The sequence below is a fragment of the Enterobacter sp. SLBN-59 genome (genome assembly GCF_024807915.1).
In the GTDB taxonomy this organism is placed as follows: domain Bacteria; phylum Pseudomonadota; class Gammaproteobacteria; order Enterobacterales; family Enterobacteriaceae; genus Enterobacter; species Enterobacter asburiae_B.
The window spans coordinates 2,750,673-2,775,297 of the sequence record NZ_JANUFI010000001.1 but is presented as its reverse complement, the minus strand read 5'-3'; the positions used below and the strand labels follow the sequence as shown (position 1 = coordinate 2,775,297).

23 protein-coding genes are annotated in these 24,625 nt (G+C 56.5%); 16 read left to right on the top strand and 7 right to left on the bottom strand.

Annotated features, from left to right (window positions below):
* Nucleotides 1-9 precede the first annotated feature (9 nt).
* The 6 genes from pgi (at nt 10) to psiE (ending at nt 6,341) form a co-directional block, all read left to right on the top strand.
* Nucleotides 10-1,659: a glucose-6-phosphate isomerase gene (gene pgi, locus M2422_RS13280; RefSeq protein WP_064673007.1), complete on the top strand. Its 1,650-nt coding sequence runs from the start codon at nt 10-12 to the stop codon at nt 1,657-1,659.
* A gap of 367 nt (nt 1,660-2,026) precedes the next feature.
* Nucleotides 2,027-2,269: an exopolysaccharide production protein YjbE gene (gene yjbE / locus M2422_RS13275; RefSeq protein ID WP_008503423.1), complete on the top strand. Its 243-nt coding sequence runs from the start codon at nt 2,027-2,029 to the stop codon at nt 2,267-2,269.
* Nucleotides 2,270-2,332: 63 nt separating this feature from the next.
* Nucleotides 2,333-2,971, top strand: coding sequence for a YjbF family lipoprotein (locus M2422_RS13270; RefSeq protein ID WP_047059420.1), 639 nt, complete (start codon nt 2,333-2,335; stop codon nt 2,969-2,971).
* Complete coding sequence (locus M2422_RS13265; protein ID WP_023334129.1) at nt 2,968-3,705, top strand: capsule biosynthesis GfcC D2 domain-containing protein; 738 nt, start codon at nt 2,968-2,970, stop codon at nt 3,703-3,705. Before M2422_RS13270 ends, M2422_RS13265 begins: the two co-directional genes overlap by 4 nt.
* On the top strand, nt 3,705-5,801 hold the full coding sequence (locus M2422_RS13260) for a YjbH domain-containing protein (protein ID WP_064673006.1): 2,097 nt from the start codon (nt 3,705-3,707) through the stop codon (nt 5,799-5,801). Before M2422_RS13265 ends, M2422_RS13260 begins: the two co-directional genes overlap by 1 nt.
* A 129-nt stretch (nt 5,802-5,930) precedes the next feature.
* Entirely contained in the window at nt 5,931-6,341 is a 411-nt protein-coding gene (psiE, locus tag M2422_RS13255) for a phosphate-starvation-inducible protein PsiE (protein WP_021242727.1), read from the top strand.
* A gap of 97 nt (nt 6,342-6,438) precedes the next feature.
* Here the strand turns inward: psiE and malG are convergent, their stop codons facing one another.
* From malG to malE, 3 genes are all read right to left on the bottom strand, one after another.
* On the bottom strand, nt 6,439-7,329 hold the full coding sequence (gene malG, locus M2422_RS13250) for a maltose ABC transporter permease MalG (RefSeq protein WP_023310002.1): 891 nt from the start codon (nt 7,327-7,329) through the stop codon (nt 6,439-6,441).
* Nucleotides 7,330-7,343: 14 nt separating this feature from the next.
* Nucleotides 7,344-8,888 (bottom strand): maltose ABC transporter permease MalF, encoded by a 1,545-nt coding sequence (malF, locus tag M2422_RS13245; RefSeq protein WP_064673005.1) that lies wholly within the window; start codon nt 8,886-8,888, stop codon nt 7,344-7,346.
* 125 nt (nt 8,889-9,013) lie between these two features.
* Nucleotides 9,014-10,204 (bottom strand): maltose/maltodextrin ABC transporter substrate-binding protein MalE, encoded by a 1,191-nt coding sequence (gene malE, locus M2422_RS13240; protein ID WP_048990584.1) that lies wholly within the window; start codon nt 10,202-10,204, stop codon nt 9,014-9,016.
* A gap of 370 nt (nt 10,205-10,574) precedes the next feature.
* Between malE and malK the strand changes: the two genes are divergently transcribed.
* From malK to ubiA, 5 genes are all read left to right on the top strand, one after another.
* The gene (gene malK, locus M2422_RS13235; RefSeq protein WP_023310005.1) at nt 10,575-11,684 is read left to right on the top strand and encodes a maltose/maltodextrin ABC transporter ATP-binding protein MalK; all 1,110 of its coding nucleotides are present in this window, start codon (nt 10,575-10,577) and stop codon (nt 11,682-11,684) included.
* Nucleotides 11,685-11,755: 71 nt separating this feature from the next.
* Nucleotides 11,756-13,093 (top strand): maltoporin, encoded by a 1,338-nt coding sequence (locus M2422_RS13230; RefSeq protein ID WP_072210885.1) that lies wholly within the window; start codon nt 11,756-11,758, stop codon nt 13,091-13,093.
* A 112-nt stretch (nt 13,094-13,205) separates the two neighbouring features.
* Complete coding sequence (malM, locus tag M2422_RS13225; protein ID WP_064673004.1) at nt 13,206-14,159, top strand: maltose operon protein MalM; 954 nt, start codon at nt 13,206-13,208, stop codon at nt 14,157-14,159.
* Nucleotides 14,160-14,339: 180 nt separating this feature from the next.
* The gene (gene ubiC / locus M2422_RS13220) at nt 14,340-14,837 is read left to right on the top strand and encodes a chorismate lyase (protein ID WP_023334136.1); all 498 of its coding nucleotides are present in this window, start codon (nt 14,340-14,342) and stop codon (nt 14,835-14,837) included.
* 12 nt (nt 14,838-14,849) lie between these two features.
* Nucleotides 14,850-15,719, top strand: coding sequence for a 4-hydroxybenzoate octaprenyltransferase (gene ubiA, locus M2422_RS13215; protein ID WP_064673003.1), 870 nt, complete (start codon nt 14,850-14,852; stop codon nt 15,717-15,719).
* Between the two features lie 88 nt (nt 15,720-15,807).
* Here the strand turns inward: ubiA and zntA are convergent, their stop codons facing one another.
* Together zntA and M2422_RS13205 are read right to left on the bottom strand one after the other, a co-directional pair.
* A complete protein-coding gene (gene zntA, locus M2422_RS13210; protein ID WP_064673002.1) occupies nt 15,808-17,979 on the bottom strand; it encodes a Zn(II)/Cd(II)/Pb(II) translocating P-type ATPase ZntA in 2,172 nt (723 codons plus the stop codon).
* Between the two features lie 76 nt (nt 17,980-18,055).
* On the bottom strand, nt 18,056-18,682 hold the full coding sequence (locus M2422_RS13205) for a lysoplasmalogenase (RefSeq protein ID WP_064673001.1): 627 nt from the start codon (nt 18,680-18,682) through the stop codon (nt 18,056-18,058).
* Nucleotides 18,683-18,811: 129 nt separating this feature from the next.
* Between M2422_RS13205 and M2422_RS13200 the strand changes: the two genes are divergently transcribed.
* Nucleotides 18,812-19,171, top strand: coding sequence for a DUF2500 domain-containing protein (locus M2422_RS13200; RefSeq protein ID WP_064673000.1), 360 nt, complete (start codon nt 18,812-18,814; stop codon nt 19,169-19,171).
* Between the two features lie 82 nt (nt 19,172-19,253).
* Here M2422_RS13200 and M2422_RS13195 read toward each other — a convergent pair whose 3' ends face one another.
* Both M2422_RS13195 and rsmD read right to left on the bottom strand, forming a co-directional pair.
* A complete protein-coding gene (locus M2422_RS13195; RefSeq protein WP_010436509.1) occupies nt 19,254-19,535 on the bottom strand; it encodes a DUF1145 family protein in 282 nt (93 codons plus the stop codon).
* The gene (gene rsmD, locus M2422_RS13190) at nt 19,519-20,121 is read right to left on the bottom strand and encodes a 16S rRNA (guanine(966)-N(2))-methyltransferase (RefSeq protein WP_023310014.1); all 603 of its coding nucleotides are present in this window, start codon (nt 20,119-20,121) and stop codon (nt 19,519-19,521) included. The genes M2422_RS13195 and rsmD overlap by 17 nt, the downstream gene beginning before the upstream one ends.
* 127 nt (nt 20,122-20,248) lie before the next feature.
* On the opposite strand from rsmD, the gene ftsY reads away from it, so the two are divergent.
* From ftsY to rpoH, 4 genes are all read left to right on the top strand, one after another.
* Complete coding sequence (gene ftsY / locus M2422_RS13185; RefSeq protein WP_064672999.1) at nt 20,249-21,709, top strand: signal recognition particle-docking protein FtsY; 1,461 nt, start codon at nt 20,249-20,251, stop codon at nt 21,707-21,709.
* Nucleotides 21,710-21,711: 2 nt separating this feature from the next.
* Nucleotides 21,712-22,377, top strand: a complete 666-nt coding sequence (gene ftsE, locus M2422_RS13180; RefSeq protein WP_025758973.1) for a cell division ATP-binding protein FtsE — start codon at nt 21,712-21,714, stop codon at nt 22,375-22,377.
* A complete protein-coding gene (ftsX, locus tag M2422_RS13175; RefSeq protein WP_032662628.1) occupies nt 22,370-23,425 on the top strand; it encodes a permease-like cell division protein FtsX in 1,056 nt (351 codons plus the stop codon). Before ftsE ends, ftsX begins: the two co-directional genes overlap by 8 nt.
* 251 nt (nt 23,426-23,676) lie before the next feature.
* A complete protein-coding gene (gene rpoH, locus M2422_RS13170; RefSeq protein WP_033144392.1) occupies nt 23,677-24,534 on the top strand; it encodes an RNA polymerase sigma factor RpoH in 858 nt (285 codons plus the stop codon).
* Nucleotides 24,535-24,625: the final 91 nt, after the last annotated feature.

The following is a 24,625-nucleotide window of genomic DNA, read 5'->3' as shown; positions in this document are numbered from 1 at the left end:
GTATTGCTAATGAAAAACATCAACCCAACGCAGACCGCTGCCTGGCAGGCACTCCAGAAACATTTTGATGAAATGAAAGACGTCACCATCGCGGATCTGTTCGCGAAAGATGCCGATCGTTTCTCTAAGTTCTCCGCGACCTTCGACGACCTGATGCTGGTGGATTTCTCCAAAAACCGCATTACCGAAGAAACGCTGGCAAAACTGCAGGATCTGGCGAAAGAGACTGAGCTTGCCGACGCCATCAAATCCATGTTCTCCGGCGAGAAGATCAACCGTACCGAAGACCGTGCCGTGCTGCACGTGGCCCTGCGTAACCGTAGCAATACGCCAATCATCGTTGACGGCAAAGACGTCATGCCGGAAGTGAACGCGGTGCTGGAAAAGATGAAAACCTTCTCCGAAGCGATCATCTCCGGTAGCTGGAAAGGCTACACCGGCAAAGCGATCACCGACGTGGTTAACATCGGTATCGGCGGTTCTGACCTCGGTCCGTTCATGGTGACCGAAGCGCTGCGCCCGTATAAAAACCACCTCAATATGCACTTTGTGTCTAACGTCGATGGTACCCACATCGCCGAAGTGCTGAAGAACGTGAACCCGGAAACCACCCTGTTCCTGGTTGCGTCCAAAACCTTCACCACTCAGGAAACCATGACCAACGCCCACAGCGCGCGCGACTGGTTCCTGAAAACCGCGGTCGACAACAAGCACGTGGCGAAACACTTCGCGGCGCTGTCTACCAACGGTAAAGCGGTCAGCGAGTTCGGCATTGATACTGCGAACATGTTCGAGTTCTGGGACTGGGTTGGCGGCCGCTACTCCCTGTGGTCTGCGATCGGTCTGTCCATCATCCTGTCCGTGGGCTTCGACAACTTCGTCGAGCTGCTCTCCGGCGCGCACGCAATGGACAAACACTTCTCCACCACCGCACCAGAGAAAAACCTGCCGGTACTGCTGGCGCTGATCGGTATCTGGTACAACAACTTCTTCGGCGCTGAAACCGAAGCGATCCTGCCATACGACCAGTACATGCACCGCTTTGCTGCTTACTTCCAGCAGGGCAACATGGAATCCAACGGTAAATACGTTGACCGTAACGGCAACGCGGTGGATTACCAGACTGGCCCAATCATCTGGGGCGAGCCGGGCACCAACGGCCAGCATGCTTTCTACCAGCTGATCCACCAGGGCACCAAAATGGTACCGTGCGATTTCATCGCCCCGGCTATCACCCATAACCCGCTGTCCGATCACCATCCGAAGCTGCTGTCCAACTTCTTTGCGCAGACCGAAGCGCTGGCGTTCGGTAAATCCCGCGAAGTGGTTGAGCAGGAATACCGTGACCAGGGTAAAGATCCGGCAACCCTGGATCACGTGGTGCCGTTCAAAGTGTTCGAAGGCAACCGCCCAACCAACTCCATCCTGCTGCGCGAAATCACGCCGTTCAGCCTGGGCGCGCTGATTGCCCTGTACGAGCACAAGATCTTCACGCAGGGCGCCATCCTGAACATCTTCACCTTTGACCAGTGGGGCGTTGAGCTGGGCAAACAGCTGGCAAACCGTATTCTGCCAGAGCTGGGTGACGATAAAGCGATTGCCAGCCATGACAGCTCGACAAATGGTTTGATCAACCGTTATAAAGCCTGGCGTGCGTAATTAAAGCGTCATGAAAACGTGCCGGCTTAATGCCGGCATTTTTTTATCGGATAATTCCTGATGTCTGTTAGTTAACTCAAATTCTGAATCTGAGTTTAATCCGAAAAAGACGCTTAACCCGTTAATTGCTGCGGTTTATTTTAAGAAAATACGTAGTGGTTCATTAATATTGATATATTATAAATTATTGATTTTTATTAATTATATATTTGTGTTATTTGCCTTTCATTTCCATTTTAACCATTAGTCCGAAAACCCTCTCCCTATTTCCCCTTACGGCAAACCCACGGCACTAGTTGTGTATACTCGATTCCGCCTGAAATTCTTTTCGGGCAAATCTCCATTCATTCATTGAAGGGAAATTGTTATGAAGAAAGTACTGTATGGCATTTTTGCCATATCTGCGCTTGCGGCGACATCTGTCTATGCAGCTCCGGTTCAGGTCGGGGAAGCGGCAGGTTCGGCTGCGACGTCTGCGTCTGCGGGAAGTTCTACCGCAGCCAGCGCCAGCACCGTAAGTTCAGCCGTGGGTGTCGCGCTGGCGGCAACCGGTGGCGGTGATGGCTCCAATACCGGAACCACGACCACCACGACAACCAGCACCCAGTAATAGCGGGTGTTTTAATCATAACCACACTTCGGTGTGGTTATTTCGCCCCTTCGGAGAAGAGTCGTGAAGCGACCTGCAATCATTCTGATTTGCCTGCTGCTGCAGGCGTGCTCGGCCACCACCAAAGGGCTGGGAAACTCACTGTGGGAAAGCATGTTCGGCACACCGGGCGTGCATTTGACCGATGACGAACTTCAAAACATGCCCTATGCCAGTCAGTACATGCAGCTTAATGATGGCCCGCAGCTGTTTGTGGTGCTCGCTTTCGATGAAAACGGGCAGCAGAAATGGGTGACGCAGGATCAGGCCACCATCGTGACGCAGCATGGTCGTATCGTGAAAACCCTGTTGGGCGGCGACAACCTGCTGGAGGTGAATAACATCGCTGCCGATCCGCTGATCAAGCCGAACCAGATCGCCGACGGCGCAAGCTGGACGCGCACGATGGGCTGGACCGAACATAAGCAGGTGCGTTACGCCACGGCACGCTCGACCTTCCGCTGGGACGGCACGGACAGCGTGAAAGTCGGCAGCGACGAAACGCAGGTTCGCGTGCTGGATGAAGAAGTCACTACCGACCAGGCCACCTGGCACAACCGCTTCTGGATCGACGAGGAAGGGCAGATCCGCCAGTCCCTGCAGTATCTTGGTGCCGGATTCTTCCCGGTGAAAACCACCCTGATCAAGGCGGCGAAATCATGAAAACGCTCATCCACGTTGCGCTTCTCGCCAGCCTTGCCGCACCGCTGGCATGGTCCGCAGGGACGGTGAAGGTCTACACGCCGGACAGTGAAAAACCCAAAACCTTAACCCACGCTGAGCATCTGCTCGATCTCGTCGGACAGCCAAGGCTCGCCAACAGCTGGTGGCCGGGGGCAGTGATCGCTGAGCGGCAGAAGACGGCTGAAGCGGAACAACAGCACAAGGCGCTCCTTGCCAGGCTGACGGGGTTAGCGGAGCAGGAAGATGGCGACGACGCGGCGGCGATTAACAGCGTTCGCCAGCAGCTGCAGGCGCTGAAGGTGACGGGCCGTCAGAACGTGAACCTTGATCCCGACGAAGTGCGCGTCACGGAAAAGGGCAATCCCACGCTTGAAGGGGAGTATACGCTCTGGCTGCCGGAGAAGCCGACGACGGTGACCGTAATGGGGCTTATCAGCAGCCCGGGTAAAAAGCCCTTCACGCCCGGTCGTGACGTGGCGAGCTACCTCGACGAGCAGAGCCTGCTGAGCGGTGCCGATAACAGCTACGCCTGGGTGGTTTACCCTGACGGGCACACACAAAAAGCCCCCGTCGCTTACTGGAATAAACGGCATATCGAACCTATGCCGGGCAGCATCATTTTTGTCGGTTTTGCCGACCATTTCTGGACGAAGGCGTATGACGGGCTTAACGCCGATATCCTTCACTCCCTGATTCAGCGGATACCGGAATAATGAAAAGAACCTATCTCTACAGCATGCTGGCGCTCTGCGTGAGTGCCGCCTGCCATGCAGAAACGTATCCGGCACCCATTGGCCCGTCTCAGTCAGACTTCGGCGGCGTCGGTTTACTGCAAACGCCCACCGCGCGGATGGCGCGCGAAGGCGAAATTAGTCTTAACTACCGTGATAACGACCAGTATCGCTATTACTCGGCGTCGGTGCAGCTGTTCCCGTGGCTTGAAACCACGCTGCGCTATACCGACGTGCGTACGAAACAGTACAGCAGCGTAGAGGCGTTCTCCGGCGATCAGACCTACAAAGATAAAGCCTTCGACGTCAAGCTGCGCCTGTGGGAAGAGAGCTACTGGATGCCGCAGGTGTCCGTGGGCGCCAAAGATATCGGTGGTACCGGTCTGTTTGATGCGGAATACATCGTGGCCAGTAAAGCCTGGGGGCCGTTCGACTTCTCGCTCGGCCTGGGATGGGGCTATCTCGGCACCAGCGGCAACGTGAAAAACCCGTTTTGCTCCTACAGCGACAAATACTGCTACCGCGATAACAGCTATAAGAAAGCGGGCTCCATCAACGGAGACCAGATGTTCCACGGTCCGGCGTCGCTGTTTGGCGGCGTGGAGTATCAAACGCCCTGGCAGCCATTACGCCTGAAGCTGGAATATGAGGGGAATGACTACTCGCAGGACTTCGCCGGAAAGATTGAGCAGAAGAGCAAGTTTAACGTCGGCGCCATTTATCGCGTCACCGACTGGGCCGACGTTAACCTCAGCTACGAGCGCGGCAATACGGTGATGTTTGGCTTCACGCTGCGCACCAACTTTAACGACATGCGGCCGCACTACAATGATAACGCGCGCCCTGCATACCAGCCGGAGCCGCAGGATGCGATTCTGCAGCACTCCGTGGTTGCAAACCAGCTGACGCTGCTGAAATACAATGCCGGCCTGGCGGATCCGAAAATTCAGGTGAAAGGCGATACGCTGTACGTGACCGGCGAGCAGGTGAAATACCGCGACTCGCGCGAAGGGATCGAACGCGCTAACCGGATCGTTATGAACGATCTGCCGGAGGGGATCCGCACGATCCGCGTGACGGAGAACCGTCTCAACCTGCCGCAGGTCACAACCGAAACGGACGTTGCCAGCCTCAGGCGCCATCTGGAAGGCGAGCCGCTCGGGCATGAAACCGAGCTGGTGCAAAAACGCGTAGAGCCGATCGTGCCGGAAACCACCGAGCAGGGCTGGTATATCGACAAATCTCGCTTCGATTTCCATATCGATCCGGTGCTGAACCAGTCCGTGGGCGGGCCTGAAAACTTCTACATGTATCAGCTGGGCGTCATGGCGACGGCGGATCTGTGGCTCACCGACCACCTGCTGACCACCGGCAGCCTGTTCGGCAACATCGCCAATAACTACGACAAGTTCAACTACACCAACCCGCCAAAAGACTCGGCGCTGCCGCGCGTGCGTACCCGCGTGCGTGAGTACGTACAAAACGATGCCTACGTGAATAACCTGCAGGCCAACTACTTCCAGTACTTTGGCAACGGCTTCTACGGCCAGGTGTACGGCGGGTATCTGGAAACCATGTACGGCGGCGCGGGGGCGGAAGTGCTTTATCGTCCTGTCGACAGTAACTGGGCGTTCGGGGTGGATGCCAACTACGTCAAACAGCGTGACTGGCGCAGCGCGCAGGACATGATGAAGTTCACCGACTACAGCGTCAAAACGGGCCATCTGACCGCCTACTGGACGCCGTCGTTCGCGCCTGACGTGCTGGTGAAAGCCAGCGTCGGCCAGTACCTGGCGGGCGATAAGGGCGGTACGCTGGACATCTCTAAACACTTCGACAGCGGCGTCGTGGTGGGTGGCTATGCCACCATCACCAACGTTTCGCCGGACGAGTACGGGGAAGGGGACTTCACCAAAGGGGTCTACGTGTCGATCCCGCTGGATCTGTTCTCGTCAGGCCCAACCCGCAGCCGTGCGGCAGTGGGCTGGACGCCGCTGACGCGTGACGGGGGTCAGCAGCTTGGACGTAAGTTCCAGCTGTATGACATGACGAGCGATAAGAACATTAACTTCCGCTGATGCCCCTCACCCTCTCCCCTAAGGGGAGAGGGTAATCCTCTCCATTGCGTCAAACATAAACAAAAAATATAGATCCCCGTCACATTTTTGCGTTATACAGGAACCTCGCCCTGGAGAATGAGGTGCTGTATGACATCCCTGACTCGCCCGCGCGTTGAGTTTATCTCAACAGTCCTCCAGACCGTGCTGAACCTCGGTCTGTTGAGCCTTGGCCTGATACTGGTCGTCTTTTTGGGTAAAGAGACAGTGCATCTTGCGGATGTACTGTTCGCCCCTGAACAAACCAGCAAATATGCGCTGGTGGAAGGCCTGGTGGTCTACTTTCTCTACTTTGAATTTATCGCCCTGATTGTGAAGTACTTTCAGTCCGGCTTTCACTTCCCGCTGCGTTATTTTGTCTACATTGGGATCACTGCGATAGTGCGGCTGATCATCGTCGATCATAAATCCCCGCTCGACGTGCTGATCTACTCGGCGGCGATCCTGCTGCTGGTGATCACCCTCTGGCTGTGTAATTCGAAGCGGCTGAAACGCGAATAAAAAAATGGCGCTCCGAAGAGCGCCTAACAACAGTCACAAGTTGGGTCAATACAATACGTCTAAAGTTGAGGGTTGCAGTGGCATAACAAAATGAAACTTAACCTTTCACACCGCCCGCCGTCAGGCCGTTGACCAGCCAGCGCTGCGCCAGCAGGAACACCACGGTAATCGGGATGGCGGAAAGTACGGCCGCCGCGGCAAAGTCGCCCCACAGGTAGTTTTGCGGGTTGAGGTATTGCTGCATACCTACGGCCAGGGTGTAGCTGTTCACATCACGCAGTAACAGTGAGGCAACCGGTACTTCGGTGATCGCAGCGATAAACGACAGGATAAACACTACCGCCAGAATCGGCACCGACAGCGGCAGCAGCACCAGGCGGAACGCCTGCCACGGGGTTGCGCCATCCAGCGCGGCCGCTTCTTCCAGCGAGCCGTCGATAGTTTCGAAATAGCCTTTGATGGTCCACACATGCAGTGCGATACCGCCAAGATAGGCGAAGATCACGCCGCCGTGGGTGTTCAGGCCGATAAACGGTACGTACTGGCCCAGACGGTCAAACAGGGCATACAACGCCACCAGCGACAGCACGGCGGGGAACATCTGGAAAATCAGCATCCCTTTCAGCAGCGTCGCTTTGCCCGGGAAACGCATGCGGGCGAAGGCATAAGCACAGGTGGTGGAAAGCGCCACGATACCAATGGCGGTAATGCCTGCGATTTTCACCGAGTTCCACAGCCACAGCAGGACCGGGAACGGCGGCGGCGTGACGCGGCCATCCGCGTGTTCCACGCTGAAGCCCAGCGCGAGCTTCCAGTGCTCCCAGGAGATTTCGTCCGGGATCAGGCTCCCTGTCGCGAAGTTACCCGAACGCAGGGAGATGGCGATAACCATCAGCAGCGGGAACATGATCGCCGCGATGAAAATCAGCAGGCCTAAGTGCGTCGCCAGGAGGCGCAACTTCTGAGATTTGGGTTGTACCATTGCCATGATTGATGCCCTCCTTAATCAAATTTCATACGTGTGGCTTTCAGGTTCACAATCGCCAGAGCGCCTACCAGCAGGAAGATCAGGGTGGCAATCGCCGCCGCCAGACCGAAGTCCTGGCCGCCGCCGCCTTCGAAGGCGATACGGTAGGTGTAGCTCACGAGCAGGTCGGTATAGCCTGCTGGCGTCGTGGTGCCAAGGCGGTCCGGGCCGCCGTTGGTCAACAGCTGAATCAGCACGAAGTTGTTAAAGTTAAAGGCGAAGCTGGCAATCATCAGCGGCGTCAGCGGCTTAATGAGCAGCGGCAGAGTAATTTTAAAGAAGTTCTGGAACGGGCCAGCGCCGTCCATCGCCGAGGCTTCGTACAGATCGTCCGGGATAGCCTTCAGCAGGCCCATGCACAGGATCATCATGTACGGATAACCGAGCCAGGTGTTCACGATGATAATCATCGAGCGAGCGGTGGTCGGGTCGCTGAACCAGGCCGGTTTGATGCCGAACAGGGCGCTCAGCATCATGTTGATTTCACCGAAGCTCTGGTTAAACAGCCCTTTGAAAATCAGAATCGAGATAAACGACGGTACGGCATACGGCAGGATCAGCAGCACGCGGTAAATCGCTTTGCCTTTCAGGGATTCCCACTGGACCAGACAGGCCAGCACCATGCCCACGGCCACGGTCAGGATCACCGTCAGCACCGAGAAGACCACCGTCCAGACGAAGATGGCGAAGAACGGTTTCTGAATGCCTTCGTCGGTAAACACGCGGGTAAAGTTATCCCAGCCGATGGTGACGGTATAGCCCGGGCTGAGCTTGTCATCACCCCATTTGCCGTCGGCAGTAATGGACTGATAGAAACCAATGTCGTTATTCGGACGATATTTCACGCCGCTCTGGTTGTTGGTCAGCGTGCCGTCGTCCGCCAGGGTATACAGCGGCTGCGTGCCGGAGAACTGGCGCAGCGAGCTCATGGTCACCTTGCTTTCGTCTGGCAGCACGGCGGTGAGCTGGGTCAGCGCCTGACGGTTCTGGGTAATGACGCGCAGGTTGGCGCGTTCACCTTCCGGCAGGGCCTGTGCCTCTTTTAAGGTGAGCTTCTGCTCGCCGCCAAATTTGAACGCGTCGGAGACATAGTGTTTGCTGCTTGCTTCGTCAGTAAGCGCTAACTTCCAATCGTTCCCGGCAGGATAGAGGCCGAAGTTAAAGGTCTTGCCTGCCTGATATGAGCGATCCAGCAGGACCTGCTGCGCGCGTTCCTGCGCAAGCTGGTTGGTGCTGCTGTAGTTGGTAAACGCAATGGCGATGGTACAAATCAGCGGGAACAGGACAAACAGCCCCATCCCGGCCACGCCCGGATAAACATAGCGCCAGGCATAGGCTTTACGATTAGCGAAAATATACAGGCCAGCAGAGCTTAAAATCAGCGTCATGATGGCGAACAGATATTCCCCTTGTACGTACATTAAAACAACAAGGTAACCCACCAGCAGGCACAGCAGACCGATCGCTGACCACTTCAGCGCGTCGCTTTGCCACCAGCGTTTCTTTTTAATGACATCCATGGGGTTTTTCCTCTACAACGTTTGATCTTTTCTCCCTCTCCTGGGGGAGAGGGCCGGGGTGAGGGCGTGCGGATAGCGCCAACCCTCACCCTAACCCTCTCCCAAAGGGAGAGGGGACTACGTCATTACTTAGTAATACGACCCTGAGCATCTTTCAGCGCGGCATCGACAGTCTGACGACCGCTTGCAGCGTTGATGACCGCGGTACGCGTGGCGTACCAGAACGCAGCCATTTGTGGGATGTTCGGCATGATTTCGCCTTTCTGGGCGTTATCCATGGTGGCCGCGATACGTGGGTCTTTCGCCAGCTGATCCTGGAAGGATTTCAGCGCGACGGCGCCCAGCGGTTTGTCCTTGTTCACTTCATCCAGACCCTGATCGGTCAGCAGGTAGTTTTCCAGGAACTCTTTCGCCAGCTCTTTGTTCGGGCTGGCGGCGTTGATGCCCGCGCTCAGCACGCCAACGAACGGTTTAGACGGCTTGCCTTTGAAGGTTGGCAGCAGCGTCACGCCATAGTTGATTTTGCTCTTGTCGATGTTGGTCCAGGCCCACGGACCGTTGATGGTCATCGCGGTTTCGCCTTTGTTGAACGCCGCTTCCGCGATGGAGTAGTCGGTATCCGCGTTCATGTGTTTGTTCTTGATCAGATCCACCAGGAAGGTCAGACCCGCTTTCGCGCCAGCGTTGTCCACGCCCACGTCTTTCACGTCATATTTGCCGTTTTCAAACTTGAACGCGTAACCGCCGTCGGCAGCAATCAGCGGCCAGGTGAAGTACGGCTCTTGCAGGTTGAACATCAGCGCGGATTTACCTTTCGCCTTCAGCTCTTTATCCAGTTTCGGGATCTCTTCCCAGGTTTTAGGTGGGTTTGGTACCAGGTCTTTGTTGTAAATCAGAGACAGGGCTTCAACCGCGATAGGGTAAGCGATCAGCTTGCCGTTATAGCGAACGGCATCCCAGGTGAACGGGAACAGTTTGTCCTGGAAGGCTTTATCTGGCGTCACTTCAGCCAGCAGACCAGACTGCGCGTAACCCCCGAAACGGTCATGCGCCCAGAAGATAATGTCCGGGCCGTCGCCGGTTGCTGCAACCTGCGGGAACTTCTCTTCCAGCTTGTCCGGGTGTTCTACGGTAACTTTGATGCCGGTATCTTTTTCGAATTTTTTGCCCACTTCGGCCAGGCCGTTATAGCCCTTGTCGCCGTTAATCCAGATAACCAGTTTGCCTTCTTCAATTTTGGCGAGCGCCGGTGCGGAAATCATCATTGCTGCGAGGGCGGACAATGCGAAAACGCGTGCGCCAGTCTTGATATTCATAGCTGCCATCCTTTTTGGTGATGTCTCGTGGTATGACTTCAGTGGTTCAACGTGTCTCAGTCTCCTTATTTGACATCCTCTTTCCATCCTCCCAACCCCTACGCCCCACCCCCCGTTTGTGTGATCTCCGTTGCATAAATTTAAGTTATGAGTGCTGGCGCACATAAAAACCCACCGAATTTTGCAGGCGGCTTCACGAATTTTGCCTCAGCCCGCCCATGGCGGTCGCAGAGCCTGCTCCCTCATCCTCCCGCCTCCTCCCCCATAAAAAAGGCGGGGGGTGGAGGATTCGGGAAAGTAATGGATACCCCATAGTGAACTTATCTTGAATGTTTCTGTCGGTGACAGGTTGTAACGAAGGGAGAAGGGCATGGCGAGCGTACAGCTGCGTAATGTAACGAAAGCCTGGGGTGACGTTGTGGTGTCGAAAGACATCAATCTGGACATCAACGAAGGCGAATTCGTGGTGTTTGTTGGCCCATCAGGCTGTGGTAAATCTACTCTGCTGCGTATGATTGCCGGTCTTGAAACGATTACCAGCGGCGACCTGCTGATTGGTGATACCCGAATGAACGACATCCCGCCTGCCGAACGTGGCGTCGGTATGGTGTTCCAGTCTTATGCACTCTATCCACACCTTTCCGTTGCCGAAAATATGTCCTTTGGCCTGAAGCTGGCCGGCGCGAAGAAAGAAGTGATTAACCAGCGCGTGACGCAGGTGGCGGAAGTGTTACAGCTGGCCCACCTGCTGGAGCGTAAACCAAAAGCGCTTTCCGGTGGTCAGCGTCAGCGTGTGGCGATTGGCCGTACGCTGGTGGCCGAACCGCGCGTGTTCCTGCTCGATGAACCTCTTTCTAACCTGGATGCCGCCCTGCGCGTCCAGATGCGTATTGAAATCTCCCGTCTGCACAAGCGTCTTGGCCGCACGATGATTTACGTCACCCACGATCAGGTGGAAGCGATGACCCTCGCCGACAAAATCGTGGTGCTGGATGCCGGCCGCGTGGCGCAGGTGGGTAAACCGCTGGAGCTGTATCACTACCCGGCAGACCGCTTTGTTGCGGGCTTCATTGGCTCGCCAAAGATGAACTTCCTGCCCGTCAAAGTGACCGCGACAGCCATTGAACAGGTACAGGTGGAGCTGCCAAACCGCCAGCAGGTCTGGCTACCGGTCGACAGCGCCAACGTACAGGTAGGGGCAAACATGTCCCTCGGTATTCGTCCTGAGCACCTGCTGCCGAGCCACATCGCTGATGTGACCCTGGAAGGTGACGTTCAGGTCGTCGAACAGCTTGGTCACGAAACACAGATTCATATCCAGATCCCCGCCATCCGTCAGAACCTGGTCTACCGCCAGAACGACGTGGTGTTGGTAGAAGAGGGTGCCACATTCGCTATCGGCTTGCCGCCAGAGCGTTGCCATCTGTTCCGTGAGGATGGCACTGCATGTCGTCGGTTGCACAAAGAGCCAGGCGTTTAAGCAATCCCAAAAGAAGACACGAAACCGACAGGTGAAGTGTTCAAAGAAAAGCAATGATCTCAGGAGATAGAATGATGATTACTCTGCGCAAACTTCCTCTGGCAGTTGCCGTCGCAGCGGGCGTAATGTCTGCTCAGGCAATGGCCGTGGATTTCCATGGTTATGCTCGTTCCGGTATCGGCTGGACGGGTAGTGGCGGCGAACAACAGTGCTTCCAGGCAACCGGTGCTCAAAGTAAATACCGTCTGGGTAACGAATGTGAAACCTATGCGGAACTGAAACTGGGCCAGGAAGTGTGGAAAGAAGGCGATAAGAGCTTCTACTTCGACACCAACGTTGCGTATTCCGTGGCGCAACAGAACGACTGGGAGGCCACTGACCCGGCGTTCCGTGAAGCCAACGTGCAGGGTAAAAACCTGATTGAGTGGCTGCCAGGTTCGACTATCTGGGCCGGTAAGCGCTTCTATCAGCGTCATGACGTCCACATGATCGACTTCTACTACTGGGATATTTCAGGTCCTGGTGCAGGTCTGGAAAACATCGACGTAGGTTTTGGTAAGCTCTCTCTGGCTGCAACCCGTTCTTCTGAAGCCGGCGGTTCTTCATCCTTCGCCAGCAACAGCGTTTATGACTACACCACTCGCACGGCGAACGATGTCTTTGACGTGCGTTTAGCCCAGATGGAAATTAACCCGGGCGGTACCCTGGAGCTGGGGGCTGATTACGGCCGTGCAAACCCACGTGATGATTATCACCTGATCGACGGCGCATCTAAAGATGGCTGGATGTTCACCGCTGAACACACGCAGAGCATGCTGAAAGGCTACAACAAATTCGTTCTGCAATATGCAACTGACTCTATGACCTCTCAGGGTAAAGGTCTGTCGCAAGGTTCGAACATTGGCACCACTGACGATATCAACTACGGCATCAACAACAACGGGCACCTGTGGCGCGTACTTGACCACGGTGCTATCTCGCTGGGCGATAGCTGGGATCTGATGTACGTCGGTATGTACCAGGATATCAACTGGGATAACAACAACGGTACGAAATGGTGGACCGTAGGCGTTCGTCCTATGTACAAATGGACGCCTATCATGAGCACTCTGCTTGAAGTGGGCTACGACAACGTCAAATCTCAGGAAACTGGCGAAACCAACAACCAGTATAAAATCACCCTGGCACAACAGTGGCAGGCTGGCGACAGCATCTGGTCACGTCCAGCAATCCGCGTCTTCGCCACCTATGCCAAGTGGGATGAGAAATGGGGTTATGCGCCTTCAGGTAAAAACTCCGTTGCGGGTTACACTCCAGGCATGGCCTATAGCGATACCACTGCGAAAAGCTTCAGCCGCGGCGACAACGACGAGTGGTCCTTCGGCGCCCAGATGGAAATCTGGTGGTAATCCCGTCTTAACCTGACGTAATGACCAAACTGAGGGGCGTAAGCCCCTCAATCCTTGGGACGGCGCGCTATTGCCTGGCTACCGCTGACCTGTGCATTTTGAGGTGATAACAATGAAAATGAACAAAACTCTCCTTGCCCTTTGTTTAACCGCAGGGCTGCTGGCAAGCGCGCCTGCTGTAACGCTCGCTAACGTCAATTTCGTTCCGCAAAACACAACATCCGCGCCAGCCATTCCGACAGCGGCATTGCAACAGCTTGTCTGGGCCCCTGTCGATCAGTCTAAAACCCAGACCACCCAGCTCTCAACGGCTGGTCAGTCACTTAATGTTCCGGGTATTACCGGCCCTGTCGCTGCGTATAGCGTACCCGCCAATATTGGTGAACTGGCCATTACCTTAACCAGTGAGGTTAATAAGCAGACGAGTGTATTTGCACCAAACGTGTTAATTCTCGATCAGAACATGACGCCATCTGCCTTTTTCCCAAGTGAATACTTTACGTATCAGGAGCCCGGCGTGATGAGCGCCGACCGTCTGGAAGGCGTCATGCGCCTTACGCCAGCGCTGGGCCAGCAAAAACTCTACGTTCTGGTCTTTACCACTGAGCAAGATCTTCAGAAGACCACCACGTTGCTCGATCCGGCTAAAGCCTACGCAAAAGGTACCGGTAACGCGATTCCTGATATTCCAGACCCGATTGCTCGTCACGTCACCGACGGAACGTTAAAGCTGAAGGTGAAAACGAACAGCGGTTCAAGCGTGCTGGTCGGCCCGCTGTTTGGCTCTTCCGGTTCCGGCCCTGTCACTGTAGGTAACACAGCTGCTCCTGCCTATACCGCGCCAGCTGCCACGGCAGCCGCACCGGTAGCGACCGCAGCGCCTGCCCCGGCGAAGAAAGCCGAGCCGGTACTGAACGACACCGAAGAGTACTTCAACAACGCCATTAAGCAGGCGGTGAAGCGCGGCGATGTCGATAAAGCGCTGAAACTGCTTGATGAAGCCGAACGTTTAGGTTCAACCACTGCCCGTTCCACCTTTATCAGCAGTGTAAAAGGCAAGGGGTAACCGTTTCCCCACAGTGCTGATTTGTTAGTAGTTTGGTGCGCCTGAGTGGGCGCACTTTTTTTCGTATCGGCCAGGCTGTTGCGCCCATGTTGCGATCGTGATCGTTAAATAACGTTTGGCCCCCCTCAATCTGTGTTTCTGCGATACAATGCCATTACGTTATGTATCGGAGAGTCTGGCATGTCACACCCTGCGCTAACGCAACTGCGTGCGCTGCGCTATTTCGACCAAATACCTGCGCTTGATCCGCAGCAACTGGACTGGTTGTTGCTGGAAGATTCCATGACGAAACGTTTTGAGCAACAGGGTAAAACGGTCACGGTGACCCTGATTCAGGAAGGGTTTGTCTCTGGCGATGAGATCGCCAGCGAGCTGCCGCTGCTGCCGCAAGAGCCACGCTACTGGCTGCGCGAAATTTTACTCTGTGCTGATGGTGAGCCTTGGCTTGCCGGGCGGACGGTGGTCCCCGAGTCCACCCTTTCCGGGCCAGAGCTCGCGCTGCAACGTCTGGGGAAAACGCCGCTGGGGCGTTACCTTTTCACCTCGTCTGAGCTTACCCGGGATTTTATTGAGATTGGTCGTGATGCCGAACTCTGGGGGCGTCGTTCCCGCCTTCGCCTGAGCGGTAAACCGTTAATTCTGACGGAGCTTTTTTTACCGGCATCACCGTTGTACTAAGAGGAAGAAAAAATGGAGTGGAGCCTGACGCAGAATAAGCTGTTGGCGTATCACCGCTTAATGCGTACCGATAAACCCATTGGCGCGTTACTGCTGCTGTGGCCGACCCTGTGGGCGCTGTGGCTCGCCACACCGGGTGTGCCGCCGCTGTGGATCCTGGCCGTGTTCGTTGCCGGCGTCTGGCTGATGCGTGCGGCTGGCTGCGTGGTGAATGACTATGCCGATCGTAAATTCGACGGTCATGTTAAGCGTACTGCCGGTCGTCCGTTACCCAGCGGGCAGGTCACCGGGAAAGAAGCCCGCGTGCTGTTCATTGTGCTGGTGCTGCTCTCTTTCATGCTGGTGCTGACCCTCAACACCATGACCATTCTGCTTTCCGTTGCGGCGCTGGCGTTGGCCTGGGTATATCCCTTTATGAAGCGCTATACCCACCTGCCTCAGGTGGTGCTGGGCGCGGCGTTTGGCTGGTCGATTCCGATGGCGTTTGCGGCGGTTAGTGAGTCCTTACCGCTCAGCTGCTGGCTGATGTTCCTGGCGAACATTCTCTGGGCGGTGGCGTATGACACGCAATACGCGATGGTAGACCGCGACGATGACCTGAAAATTGGCATCAAATCCACCGCCATCCTCTTTGGTCGTCAGGACAAGCTGATTATCGGCATCCTGCAGGTCGCGGTACTGGCGCTGATGGTCGCGATCGGTCGCCTGAACGGGCTGAACTGGGAGTTTTACTGGTCCGTGCTGGTGGCGGGACTGCTGTTCGTGTACCAGCAAAAGCTGATTGCGAAGCGTGAACGCGACGCCTGTTTTAAAGCGTTTATGAACAATAACTACGTTGGTCTGGTGCTGTTTTTAGGCCTGGCGATGAGCTATTTCTTATAAAAAAGTCGGGTGGCGGCTTCGCCTTACCCGACCTACGAGTTAACAGGACATGGAGGCCCGGTAAGCGTTAGCGCCACCGGGCTTTTTTTTATCGGCGACGCAGCAGCCGAAGCGCGTTCGCCGTCACCAGCACCGTTGCCCCGGTATCCGCCAGCACCGCCAGCCACAGTCCGGTCATGCCGAGCAGGGTCGTCACCAGGAAAATCCCCTTCAGACCGAGCGCAATGCCGATGTTCTGACGGATGTTGGCCCGCGTCGCGCGCGCCAGGGCGATCGTCTGCGCCAGCCCGGTCAGGCGGTTGTGCGTCAATGCCGCGTCGGCCGTTTCCAGCGCCACGTCGGTTCCGCTGCCCATCGCTATACCGATGGTGGACGCTTTCATCGCCGGGGCATCGTTAATCCCGTCACCGACCATTGCCAGCGGCGCGCGAGCGTTCAACGCCGTCACGGCACTGACCTTATCCGCAGGCAACAGTCCGGCTTTAAACTCCAGCCCCAGCTCACCGGCAATCGCTGCCGCCGCGCGAGGGTTATCGCCGGTAAGAATAATGCCCTGCACGCCCAGCTTGTGCAGCGCCGCCACGGCTTCTTTGGCGTCATCGCGCAGAGTATCGCGCAGCGCCAGCATCCCTTTCGCGACACCGTCCTGCAGGACGGTCACGACGGTTTGTCCGGTCTGTTCTAACGCCTCAACCTCTGGACTGGAAGACTTGCTCGCCGCGACAATCAGCACCTTTTTACCTTCAACGGTGGCCTCAATCCCTGACCCGACCAGCGCTCGCTGGGCGGTTGCCGGAGGGATGTCCAGCCCGCGCGACTGCGCTTCTCGCACAATCGCCTGCGCCAGCGGGTGAGTGGACCCCTGCTCAACGGCGGCGGCCAGCGTAAGCAGCTCATCTTCACTGATTTCCTGCGGATACACGCCGGTCACCTGCGGCTTGCCGACGGTTAACGTACCGGTTTTATCGAAGGCGATATGCTGAACCTGGCTCAGCTGTTCCAGCGCCGCGCCGCCCTTAATCAGCGCGCCGCGACGTGCCGCTGCCGCCAGGCCTGAGGTAATCGCCGCCGGGGTGGAAATCACCAGCGCGCACGGGCAGCCAATCAGCAGCAGCGTCAGCCCTTTATAAATCCAGCCCTCCCACGGCTCGCTAAAGAACAGCGGCGGGACGACGGTGACCAGCAGGGCAACCAGCATGATGGCAGGGGTATAAATCCGGCTGAAGCGATCGATAAAGCGTTCGACCGGCGCGCGGCGCTCCTCTGCCTCTTCAATCAGCTTCAGGATGCGGTCGATGGCGCTGTCGCCCGGCTCGGAAAGCACGGTGAGCTGCACCAGTCGGTCGACGCTGGTGGCGCCAGCAGGCACTTTTTCACCCGCGGCACGCTCTACCGGAATGGATTCCCCGGTCAGGGCGCTCTCGTCGAAGCTGGCGGTTGCGGTAAGCAGCGCACCATCTGCAGGCAAGCGTCCGCCTGCCGCGACTTCAATCACGTCGCCCGGGCGCAGCGTATTGATGGCGACCGTTTCACGCGTACCGTTTATCACGCGAGTGGCGGTTTCCGGCTTCAGCGCCATCAGCGCGCTGACCCCTTTACGCGCCCGGCTCGCCGCCCAGCCCTCAAGGCGTTCGCCGATTAAGAACAGCAGCAGCACCATCGCCGCTTCCGCCGTCGCGCCAATGAACAGCGCGCCGATCGCCGCCACGCTCATCAGCGTTTCGATGGCAAACCAGCTCCCGCTTTTCATCAGGCGCAGCGCCTGACGGGCAATCGGGAACAGCCCGACCAGCGTGGTGGCGATAAACGCCAGAGTGCCGAACGGATGGTTAATCTGCTCCAGACCCCAGCTCAGGGCCATCATGATGATGAGGGTAATGAGCGGCAGGTTTTCTTTCAGGGAGGAGGCTTTTTCAACGGGCGCCGTTTCGCTACGCAGGGTATAGCCCGCTTTGCTGACGGCGGCTTCAACCTGCTTGGTGACGTCGTTATCGGCGCTAACCAGCAGCTTTTCGGTGGCGAACAGCACCTGAACGTGGCTCACGCCCGGCACCTGCTTCACGGCGTTTTCCACCTTGCGGGCGCAGGCCGCGCAGTCCATACCGTTGACGACCCAGCTGAAGCGGTTGCCGCTTTCAGGAAGGGGTTGAGTTGGCGTTTCGCACGCGCCTTCGCAGCAGCAGTCGTCTTTCGACGGAGCCGGGCTGAGCTTAAGTGCCGAGAATTGAGGTACTTTTTTAGGTATTTCTGGAGTCGACATGGCAGTCTCCGGCAATGATAATTTTCTCATTAACCGCAGAATACACTCTGGAGTCGACTCCAGAGTCAAGCGCTATTTAGATATACAGCGAACGCACAATCAGGAAATGCCCGGCAAAGTAGCAGGCGGAGGCAATCGCGTTATCCGCCCGGAAGCGGCGGCGATAGTGGCTGCCCAGCCACACGGTATTCCCGATCAGCAGCAGCGCGGCGCCGAAGAACGCGGACATCGCCGGAGCGGTCGGACGGAAGAACCACAGCTCGCCTGCCAGCCACACCATCACCAGCGTCATGGCGATAAAGGTACAGACCGGCAAACGCATCTCTTCCAGACGTGACCAGATCACCGCAATCAGCAGGGCGCCAATCACCAGCAGCACCAGCGGCAGCGGCCAGAAGAAGGAGAGCGTCATCTGGCTGGCAAAGTAGATGGTATACAGCAGATGGGAGAGGAAGAACGCCCCAACGGCGTACAGCAGGCGCTGGCGCGGCAGCAGGGTTAAGGCATCGCCAATCAGGGATGCACACAGCCCGGCGAGCACCAGATAGCTGACGGCGTTAAACATCGGCGCTTGCCAGGCCAGCAGCAGCAGGAGCAACAGCGTGACCGGTTTAAACAACCAGCGCTGCCAGGTGGGACCGCGGTACGACGCATCGACATAAAGCCATGCGGAAAAACAGACAGCGATAAATGACCAAAGCATATTAACTCCCTGTATCTGTTAAGTCTGAATAATCAGTTTCTGATCCAGTGTAGTGACGCGGGCGGGCGTTTGGCAATGGCGGTACAGGCAATGTATCCTGAATTCCGCATAATCTGATGGGATTTTTCAATGAGCAAGATGCCGCTTTTTTTCATTATCGTGGTGGCGATTATCGTCATTGCCGCCTCGTTCCGTTTCGTGCAGCAGCGCCGCGAGAAGGCGGATAACGATGCCGCGCCGCTGATGCAAAAGCGCGTGGAGGTGACCAACAAACGCGAGAAACCGCTCAACGACCGCCGCTCGCGCCAGCAGCAGGTTACGCCCGCGGGCACAGCAATGCGCTATGAAGCGAGCTTTAGGCCGGAAATGGGCGGCCTGGAGATGACCTTCCGCCTGGAGGCGCAGCAGTACCATCAGCTGACGGTGGGGGAGAAAGGGACGTTGAGCTACAAAGGATCGCGGTTTGAGGGGTTTGAACCGGAGCGGTAATTTCCCCTCACCCCGGCCCTCTCCCACAGGGAGAGGGTGTAATCGTTCCCTCTCCCTGTGGGAGAGGGCATCAGGCCGCACCTTACTTCTTCACCTGCGCCTTAAACTTCTTCATCCACACCAGCAGTTCAAACACGCCGAAAATAAACACGCGCAGCTGCTGCCAGCCCGTCATCTGCGGGCCGTCTTTCGGCAGGCCGTTTTTCAGCATCACCATCTGCAGGGCGTGCATAAACGACGTGAAAATCAGCGCGACGTTAACGAAAATATTCATCGGACGCGGGAAGGGGTGTACCAGGTTGAGAATTAAAAACGCCCAGACGCCCAGCATCAGCAAACGTCCCAGGTTAATCAGTACCGGCATCGGAGCCTCCTTGTGCCTGACGGTGATAAAGACGATAAGCGACCTGGCCGGCGACCTTTTCGCGGTGCAGATCCCAGTGGGCGGGAACCGGCGGTAAACCGTTTTCCACTTCGCTTTCAACGTAAATTAGCGCGTCATCCGCCAGCCAGCCGTTTTGCTCAAGCAGGGATAACGTCTCTTCCAGCAGCCCCTTGCGGAACGGCGGATCGACAAACACCACGTTATGCGGCGTGCCTTTCTGCGCAAGAAAACTCAGCGTGTTGGTGTTCACGACTTTGGCGTTGCTCGCTTTCAGCGTCGCCAGATTTTGCTGCAGCGTCTGCGCAACGCCGCGCTCCATCTCCAGCAGCGTGGCGCTGGCGGCATAGCGCGACAGCGCTTCCAGGCCGAGCGCGCCGCTTCCGGCGAAGCAGTCCAGGCAGTGGGCGTCTACCATTGACGGGGCCAGCCAGTTAAACAGCGTCTCGCGCACGCGGTCAGTAGTAGGGCGTAAACCGGGGCTGTCCGGCACCGGTAATTTCCGGCCTCGCCACTGACCGCCGATAATACGAATTTGACCGGCCGGGGCGCGGTTGGGTTTCTTCATCTCTGGAAAGCTCTGTTAACAATTGGCCTGCGATTGCGGGCGGTGATGTCAATTAAGTAAAGTGTTAGACTATTTCATCATTTTTTTAGCTTCCATGTATATAGCGCCGCGAGGAGTGTAGTCGCAGATGGCAAAACAAAAAAAACGTGGCTTCTTTTCCTGGCTGGGCTTCGGTGAAAAAGAGCAAGAAACAGAACAGAAAACCGAAGAGCAACAAGCCGTTGAAGAGCAGTCACAGCCTGAAACGCCTGTAGAAACCGCCGCGGTTGTCGAAGCGGAAGAAACGGCGCACAGCAAAGAAGAGATTGAAACCTTTGCACAAGAGGTTGTTGAGGTCACGGAACAGGTTCAGGAGAGCGAGAAGCCAGAGCCGGTTGTCATTGAGGCCCTTGCCGAAGCGCCGCAGGCCGTTATCGAACACGAAGAGCTGCCGCTGCCGGAAGAGGTGAAAGCCGAAGAGGTTTCTGCCGAAGAGTGGCAGGCCGAAGCGGAAACCGTTGAAATTGTTGAGGCGGTGGAAGAAGAAGCGGCACTCGAGCCAGAGCTGACCGATGAAGAGTTGGAAGCCCAGGCGCTGGCGGCAGAAGCCGCGGAAGAGGCGGTCATCGTCGTGCCGGTAGAAGAGCAGGCCGAAGAAGAGAGCGTCCAGGAGCAGGAAAAACCGACCAAAGAAGGTTTCTTCGCGCGCCTGAAGCGCAGCCTGCTCAAAACCAAAGAAAACTTAGGTTCCGGATTTATCAGTCTGTTCCGCGGCAAGAAGATCGACGACGATCTCTTTGAAGAGCTGGAAGAACAGCTGCTGATTGCGGACGTCGGCGTGGAAACCACCCGTAAGATCATCGCCAATCTGACCGAAGGGGCGAGCCGCAAACAGCTGCGCGACGCCGAAGCGCTGTACGGCCTGCTGAAAGACGAGATGGGTGAAATTCTCGCAAAAGTTGACGAACCGCTTAATATTGAAGGCAAAACGCCATTTGTTATTCTGATGGTCGGCGTGAACGGCGTGGGTAAAACCACCACCATCGGCAAGCTGGCGCGTCAGTTCGAACAGCAGGGCAAATCGGTGATGCTGGCGGCGGGCGATACCTTCCGCGCGGCAGCGGTTGAGCAGCTGCAGGTTTGGGGCCAGCGCAACAACATTCCGGTGATTGCCCAGCATACCGGCGCGGACTCCGCGTCCGTGATCTTCGACGCCATCCAGGCGGCGAAGGCGCGCAACGTGGACGTGCTGATTGCCGATACCGCAGGGCGTTTGCAGAACAAATCGCACCTGATGGAAGAGTTGAAGAAAATCGTTCGCGTCATGAAGAAGCTGGACGAAGACGCGCCGCATGAAATTATGCTGACCATTGATGCCAGCACCGGACAGAACGCCATCAGTCAGGCGAAGCTGTTCAATGAAGCGGTAGGACTGACGGGGATCGCGCTGACCAAGCTGGACGGCACCGCGAAAGGCGGGGTGATCTTCTCCGTGGCCGATCAGTTCGGTATTCCTATCCGTTACATCGGTGTGGGCGAGCGTATTGAGGATTTGCGTCCGTTTAAGGCGGACGACTTTATTGAGGCATTATTTGCCCGAGAGGACTAACAATGATTCGCTTTGAACACGTCAGCAAGGCCTATCTCGGTGGGAGACAAGCGCTGCAGGGGGTGACATTCCACCTGCAGCCGGGCGAGATGGCATTCCTGACCGGCCATTCCGGCGCGGGGAAAAGTACCCTGCTCAAGCTTATCTGTGGGATCGAGCGGCCAAGCGCCGGGAAAATCTTTTTTGGCGGCCATGAGATCAGCCGCCTGAAAAACCGCGAAGTGCCGTTCCTGCGTCGTCAGATCGGCATGATTTTCCAGGATCACCACCTGCTGATGGATCGCACCGTTTTCGATAACGTGGCCATTCCGCTGATTATTGCCGGCGCCAGCTATGACGATATCCGCCGCCGCGTTTCTGCGGCGCTGGATAAGGTCGGGCTGCTGGACAAAGCGAAGAACTTCCCGATCCAGCTCTCCGGCGGTGAACAGCAGCGCGTGGGCATCGCCCGCGCGGTGGTGAACAAGCCTGCCGTACTGCTGGCGGATGAACCAACCGGTAACCTGGACGATGCCCTGTCCGAAGGGATTTTGCGTCTGTTTGAGGAATTCAACCGCGTAGGAGTCACCGTATTGATGGCGACGCACGACATCGGGCTCATTTCCCGTCGTTCGTACCGCATGCTGACCCTGAGCGACGGGCATTTGCACGGAGGCCACGGTGAATAAGCGTGATGCAATAAACCAGATTCGGCAGTTCGGAAACCGGTTTGACCGTTTCCGTAAGCCGCAGGGCGGTGGTGACGGCAATCGTAATGCGCCGAAGCGCCAGAAGGCCGCGCCAAAACCGGCCTCCCGTAAAACCAACGTGTTTAACGAGCAGGTGCGCTACGCCTTCCACGGCGCGCTGCAGGACCTGAAAAGCAAACCGCTGGCGACGTTCCTGACGGTGATGGTGATCGCCATCTCCCTGACGCTGCCAAGCGTCTGCTATATGGTCTATAAAAACGTCAACCAGGCGGCCTCACAGTATTATCCGTCTCCGCAGATCACGGTCTATATGGATAAAGCGCTCGACGATAACGCCGCGGCACAGGTGGTCGGGCAAATCCAGGCCGAGCAGGGCGTGGAGAAGGTCAACTATCTCTCCCGTGAAGACGCGCTGGGCGAGTTCCGTAACTGGTCTGGTTTTGGCGGCGCGCTGGATATGCTCGAAGAGAACCCGCTGCCCGCCGTGGCGGTGGTGATCCCGAAGCTGGATTTCCAGGGGACCGATTCGCTTAACACCCTGCGCGATCGCATCACGCGCATTAAGGGCATTGATGAAGTGCGCATGGACGACAGCTGGTTTGCGCGCCTTGCTGCCCTGACCGGGCTGGTAGGACGCGTCGCGGCGATGATTGGCGTGCTGATGGTGGCGGCGGTCTTCCTCGTCATCGGTAACAGCGTGCGCCTGAGCATCTTTGCCCGTCGCGATACCATTAACGTGCAGAAACTGATTGGTGCGACGGATGGTTTCATCCTCCGACCGTTCCTTTACGGTGGCGCATTGCTCGGTTTTTCCGGTGCATTTCTTTCACTGATATTGTCAGAAATTTTGGTGATGCGGCTCTCTTCTGCCGTGACTGAAGTGGCGCAGGTTTTCGGAACGAAGTTTGATATCAGTGGCTTAGGCTTCGATGAGTGCCTGTTGCTGCTGCTGGTTTGTTCGATGATTGGGTGGGTGGCAGCCTGGCTGGCAACCGTTCAACATTTACGTCACTTTACTCCCGACTAATAAAAGCGTGATATAATCTTTCCCTGCACCGAGATGCTCGCTCTGCAGGGAAAGCGTCCCTGTTGTCGCTTCCCCTGTTATCATCTCCATGTCACAATTTGTGCGTAATTTATTCACCGTTGCACCTGGAACTTGTGGATAAAATCACTGTCTGATAAAAGAGTGAATGCTAATCTCGTTGCTCAAACGCTTTGGCATGGTTGTTGCCTGACGGGGACGACCAGGACCAGAAGAAACATTGAGAGGAATGAATGACCAAAGAAATGCAAACTTTAGCTTTAGCCCCTGTTGGTAACCTGGAATCTTATATCCGGGCTGCGAACACCTGGCCGATGTTAACGGCCGAGGAAGAAAAGGAGCTTGCTGAAAAGCTGCATTACCAGGGCGATCTGGAAGCAGCGAAAAAGCTGATCCTGTCTCACCTGCGCTTTGTTGTTCACATTGCTCGTAACTATGCGGGCTATGGCCTGCCGCAGGCGGACTTGATTCAGGAAGGTAACATCGGCCTGATGAAGGCTGTGCGTCGCTTTAACCCGGAAGTGGGTGTGCGACTCGTCTCCTTCGCTGTGCACTGGATCAAAGCAGAAATTCATGAATACGTGCTGCGCAACTGGCGTATCGTGAAAGTCGCCACGACAAAAGCGCAACGCAAACTGTTCTTCAACCTGCGTAAAGCCAAGCAGCGTCTGGGCTGGTTCAATCAGGATGAAGTGGAAATGGTGGCGCGCGAGCTGGGCGTATCCAGCAAAGACGTGCGTGAGATGGAATCCCGTATGGCCGCGCAGGACATGACCTTTGATATGTCCTCCGACGACGACGCATCTGACAGCCAGCCGATGGCGCCGGTTCTGTATCTGCAGGATAAAACCTCTAACTTTGCTGACGGCATCGAAGAGGATAACTGGGAAGATCAGGCCGCGAACAAGCTGACCCATGCGATGGAAGGCCTCGACGAGCGTAGCCAGGATATTATCCGCGCCCGCTGGCTGGACGAAGACAACAAGTCCACGCTGCAGGAGCTGGCCGACCGCTACGGCGTTTCTGCGGAACGTGTCCGTCAGCTTGAAAAGAACGCCATGAAAAAACTTCGCGCCGCTATCGAAGCGTAATTTCCGCGAAGTACACCGAGAACCCCTGGATGAAAGTCCGGGGGTTTTGTTTTTTTAGCGCCCGCTCTGGCGAATTCCCTCCCCCTGGCAA

Bases quoted from the DNA above. Each gene is read 5' to 3' on its own strand.
- M2422_RS13230 (WP_072210885.1), top strand. From the start codon at position 11,756: ATGATGATTACTCTGCGCAAACTTCCTCTGGCAGTTGCCGTCGCAGCG.
- malM (WP_064673004.1), top strand. From the start codon at position 13,206: ATGAAAATGAACAAAACTCTCCTTGCCCTTTGTTTAACCGCAGGGCTG.
- yjbE (WP_008503423.1), top strand. From the start codon at position 2,027: ATGAAGAAAGTACTGTATGGCATTTTTGCCATATCTGCGCTTGCGGCG.
- rpoH (WP_033144392.1), top strand. From the start codon at position 23,677: ATGACCAAAGAAATGCAAACTTTAGCTTTAGCCCCTGTTGGTAACCTG.
- malF (WP_064673005.1), bottom strand. From the start codon at position 8,888: ATGGATGTCATTAAAAAGAAACGCTGGTGGCAAAGCGACGCGCTGAAG.
- pgi (WP_064673007.1), top strand. From the start codon at position 10: ATGAAAAACATCAACCCAACGCAGACCGCTGCCTGGCAGGCACTCCAG.
- M2422_RS13265 (WP_023334129.1), top strand. From the start codon at position 2,968: ATGAAAACGCTCATCCACGTTGCGCTTCTCGCCAGCCTTGCCGCACCG.
- M2422_RS13195 (WP_010436509.1), bottom strand. From the start codon at position 19,535: ATGCCGGTACTGATTAACCTGGGACGTTTGCTGATGCTGGGCGTCTGG.
- ftsY (WP_064672999.1), top strand. From the start codon at position 20,249: ATGGCAAAACAAAAAAAACGTGGCTTCTTTTCCTGGCTGGGCTTCGGT.
- M2422_RS13260 (WP_064673006.1), top strand. From the start codon at position 3,705: ATGAAAAGAACCTATCTCTACAGCATGCTGGCGCTCTGCGTGAGTGCC.
- zntA (WP_064673002.1), bottom strand. From the start codon at position 17,979: ATGTCGACTCCAGAAATACCTAAAAAAGTACCTCAATTCTCGGCACTT.
- ftsE (WP_025758973.1), top strand. From the start codon at position 21,712: ATGATTCGCTTTGAACACGTCAGCAAGGCCTATCTCGGTGGGAGACAA.
- rsmD (WP_023310014.1), bottom strand. From the start codon at position 20,121: ATGAAGAAACCCAACCGCGCCCCGGCCGGTCAAATTCGTATTATCGGC.
- malG (WP_023310002.1), bottom strand. From the start codon at position 7,329: ATGGCAATGGTACAACCCAAATCTCAGAAGTTGCGCCTCCTGGCGACG.
- M2422_RS13200 (WP_064673000.1), top strand. From the start codon at position 18,812: ATGAGCAAGATGCCGCTTTTTTTCATTATCGTGGTGGCGATTATCGTC.
- malE (WP_048990584.1), bottom strand. From the start codon at position 10,204: ATGAATATCAAGACTGGCGCACGCGTTTTCGCATTGTCCGCCCTCGCA.
- malK (WP_023310005.1), top strand. From the start codon at position 10,575: ATGGCGAGCGTACAGCTGCGTAATGTAACGAAAGCCTGGGGTGACGTT.
- M2422_RS13205 (WP_064673001.1), bottom strand. From the start codon at position 18,682: ATGCTTTGGTCATTTATCGCTGTCTGTTTTTCCGCATGGCTTTATGTC.
- psiE (WP_021242727.1), top strand. From the start codon at position 5,931: ATGACATCCCTGACTCGCCCGCGCGTTGAGTTTATCTCAACAGTCCTC.
- ubiC (WP_023334136.1), top strand. From the start codon at position 14,340: ATGTCACACCCTGCGCTAACGCAACTGCGTGCGCTGCGCTATTTCGAC.
- ubiA (WP_064673003.1), top strand. From the start codon at position 14,850: ATGGAGTGGAGCCTGACGCAGAATAAGCTGTTGGCGTATCACCGCTTA.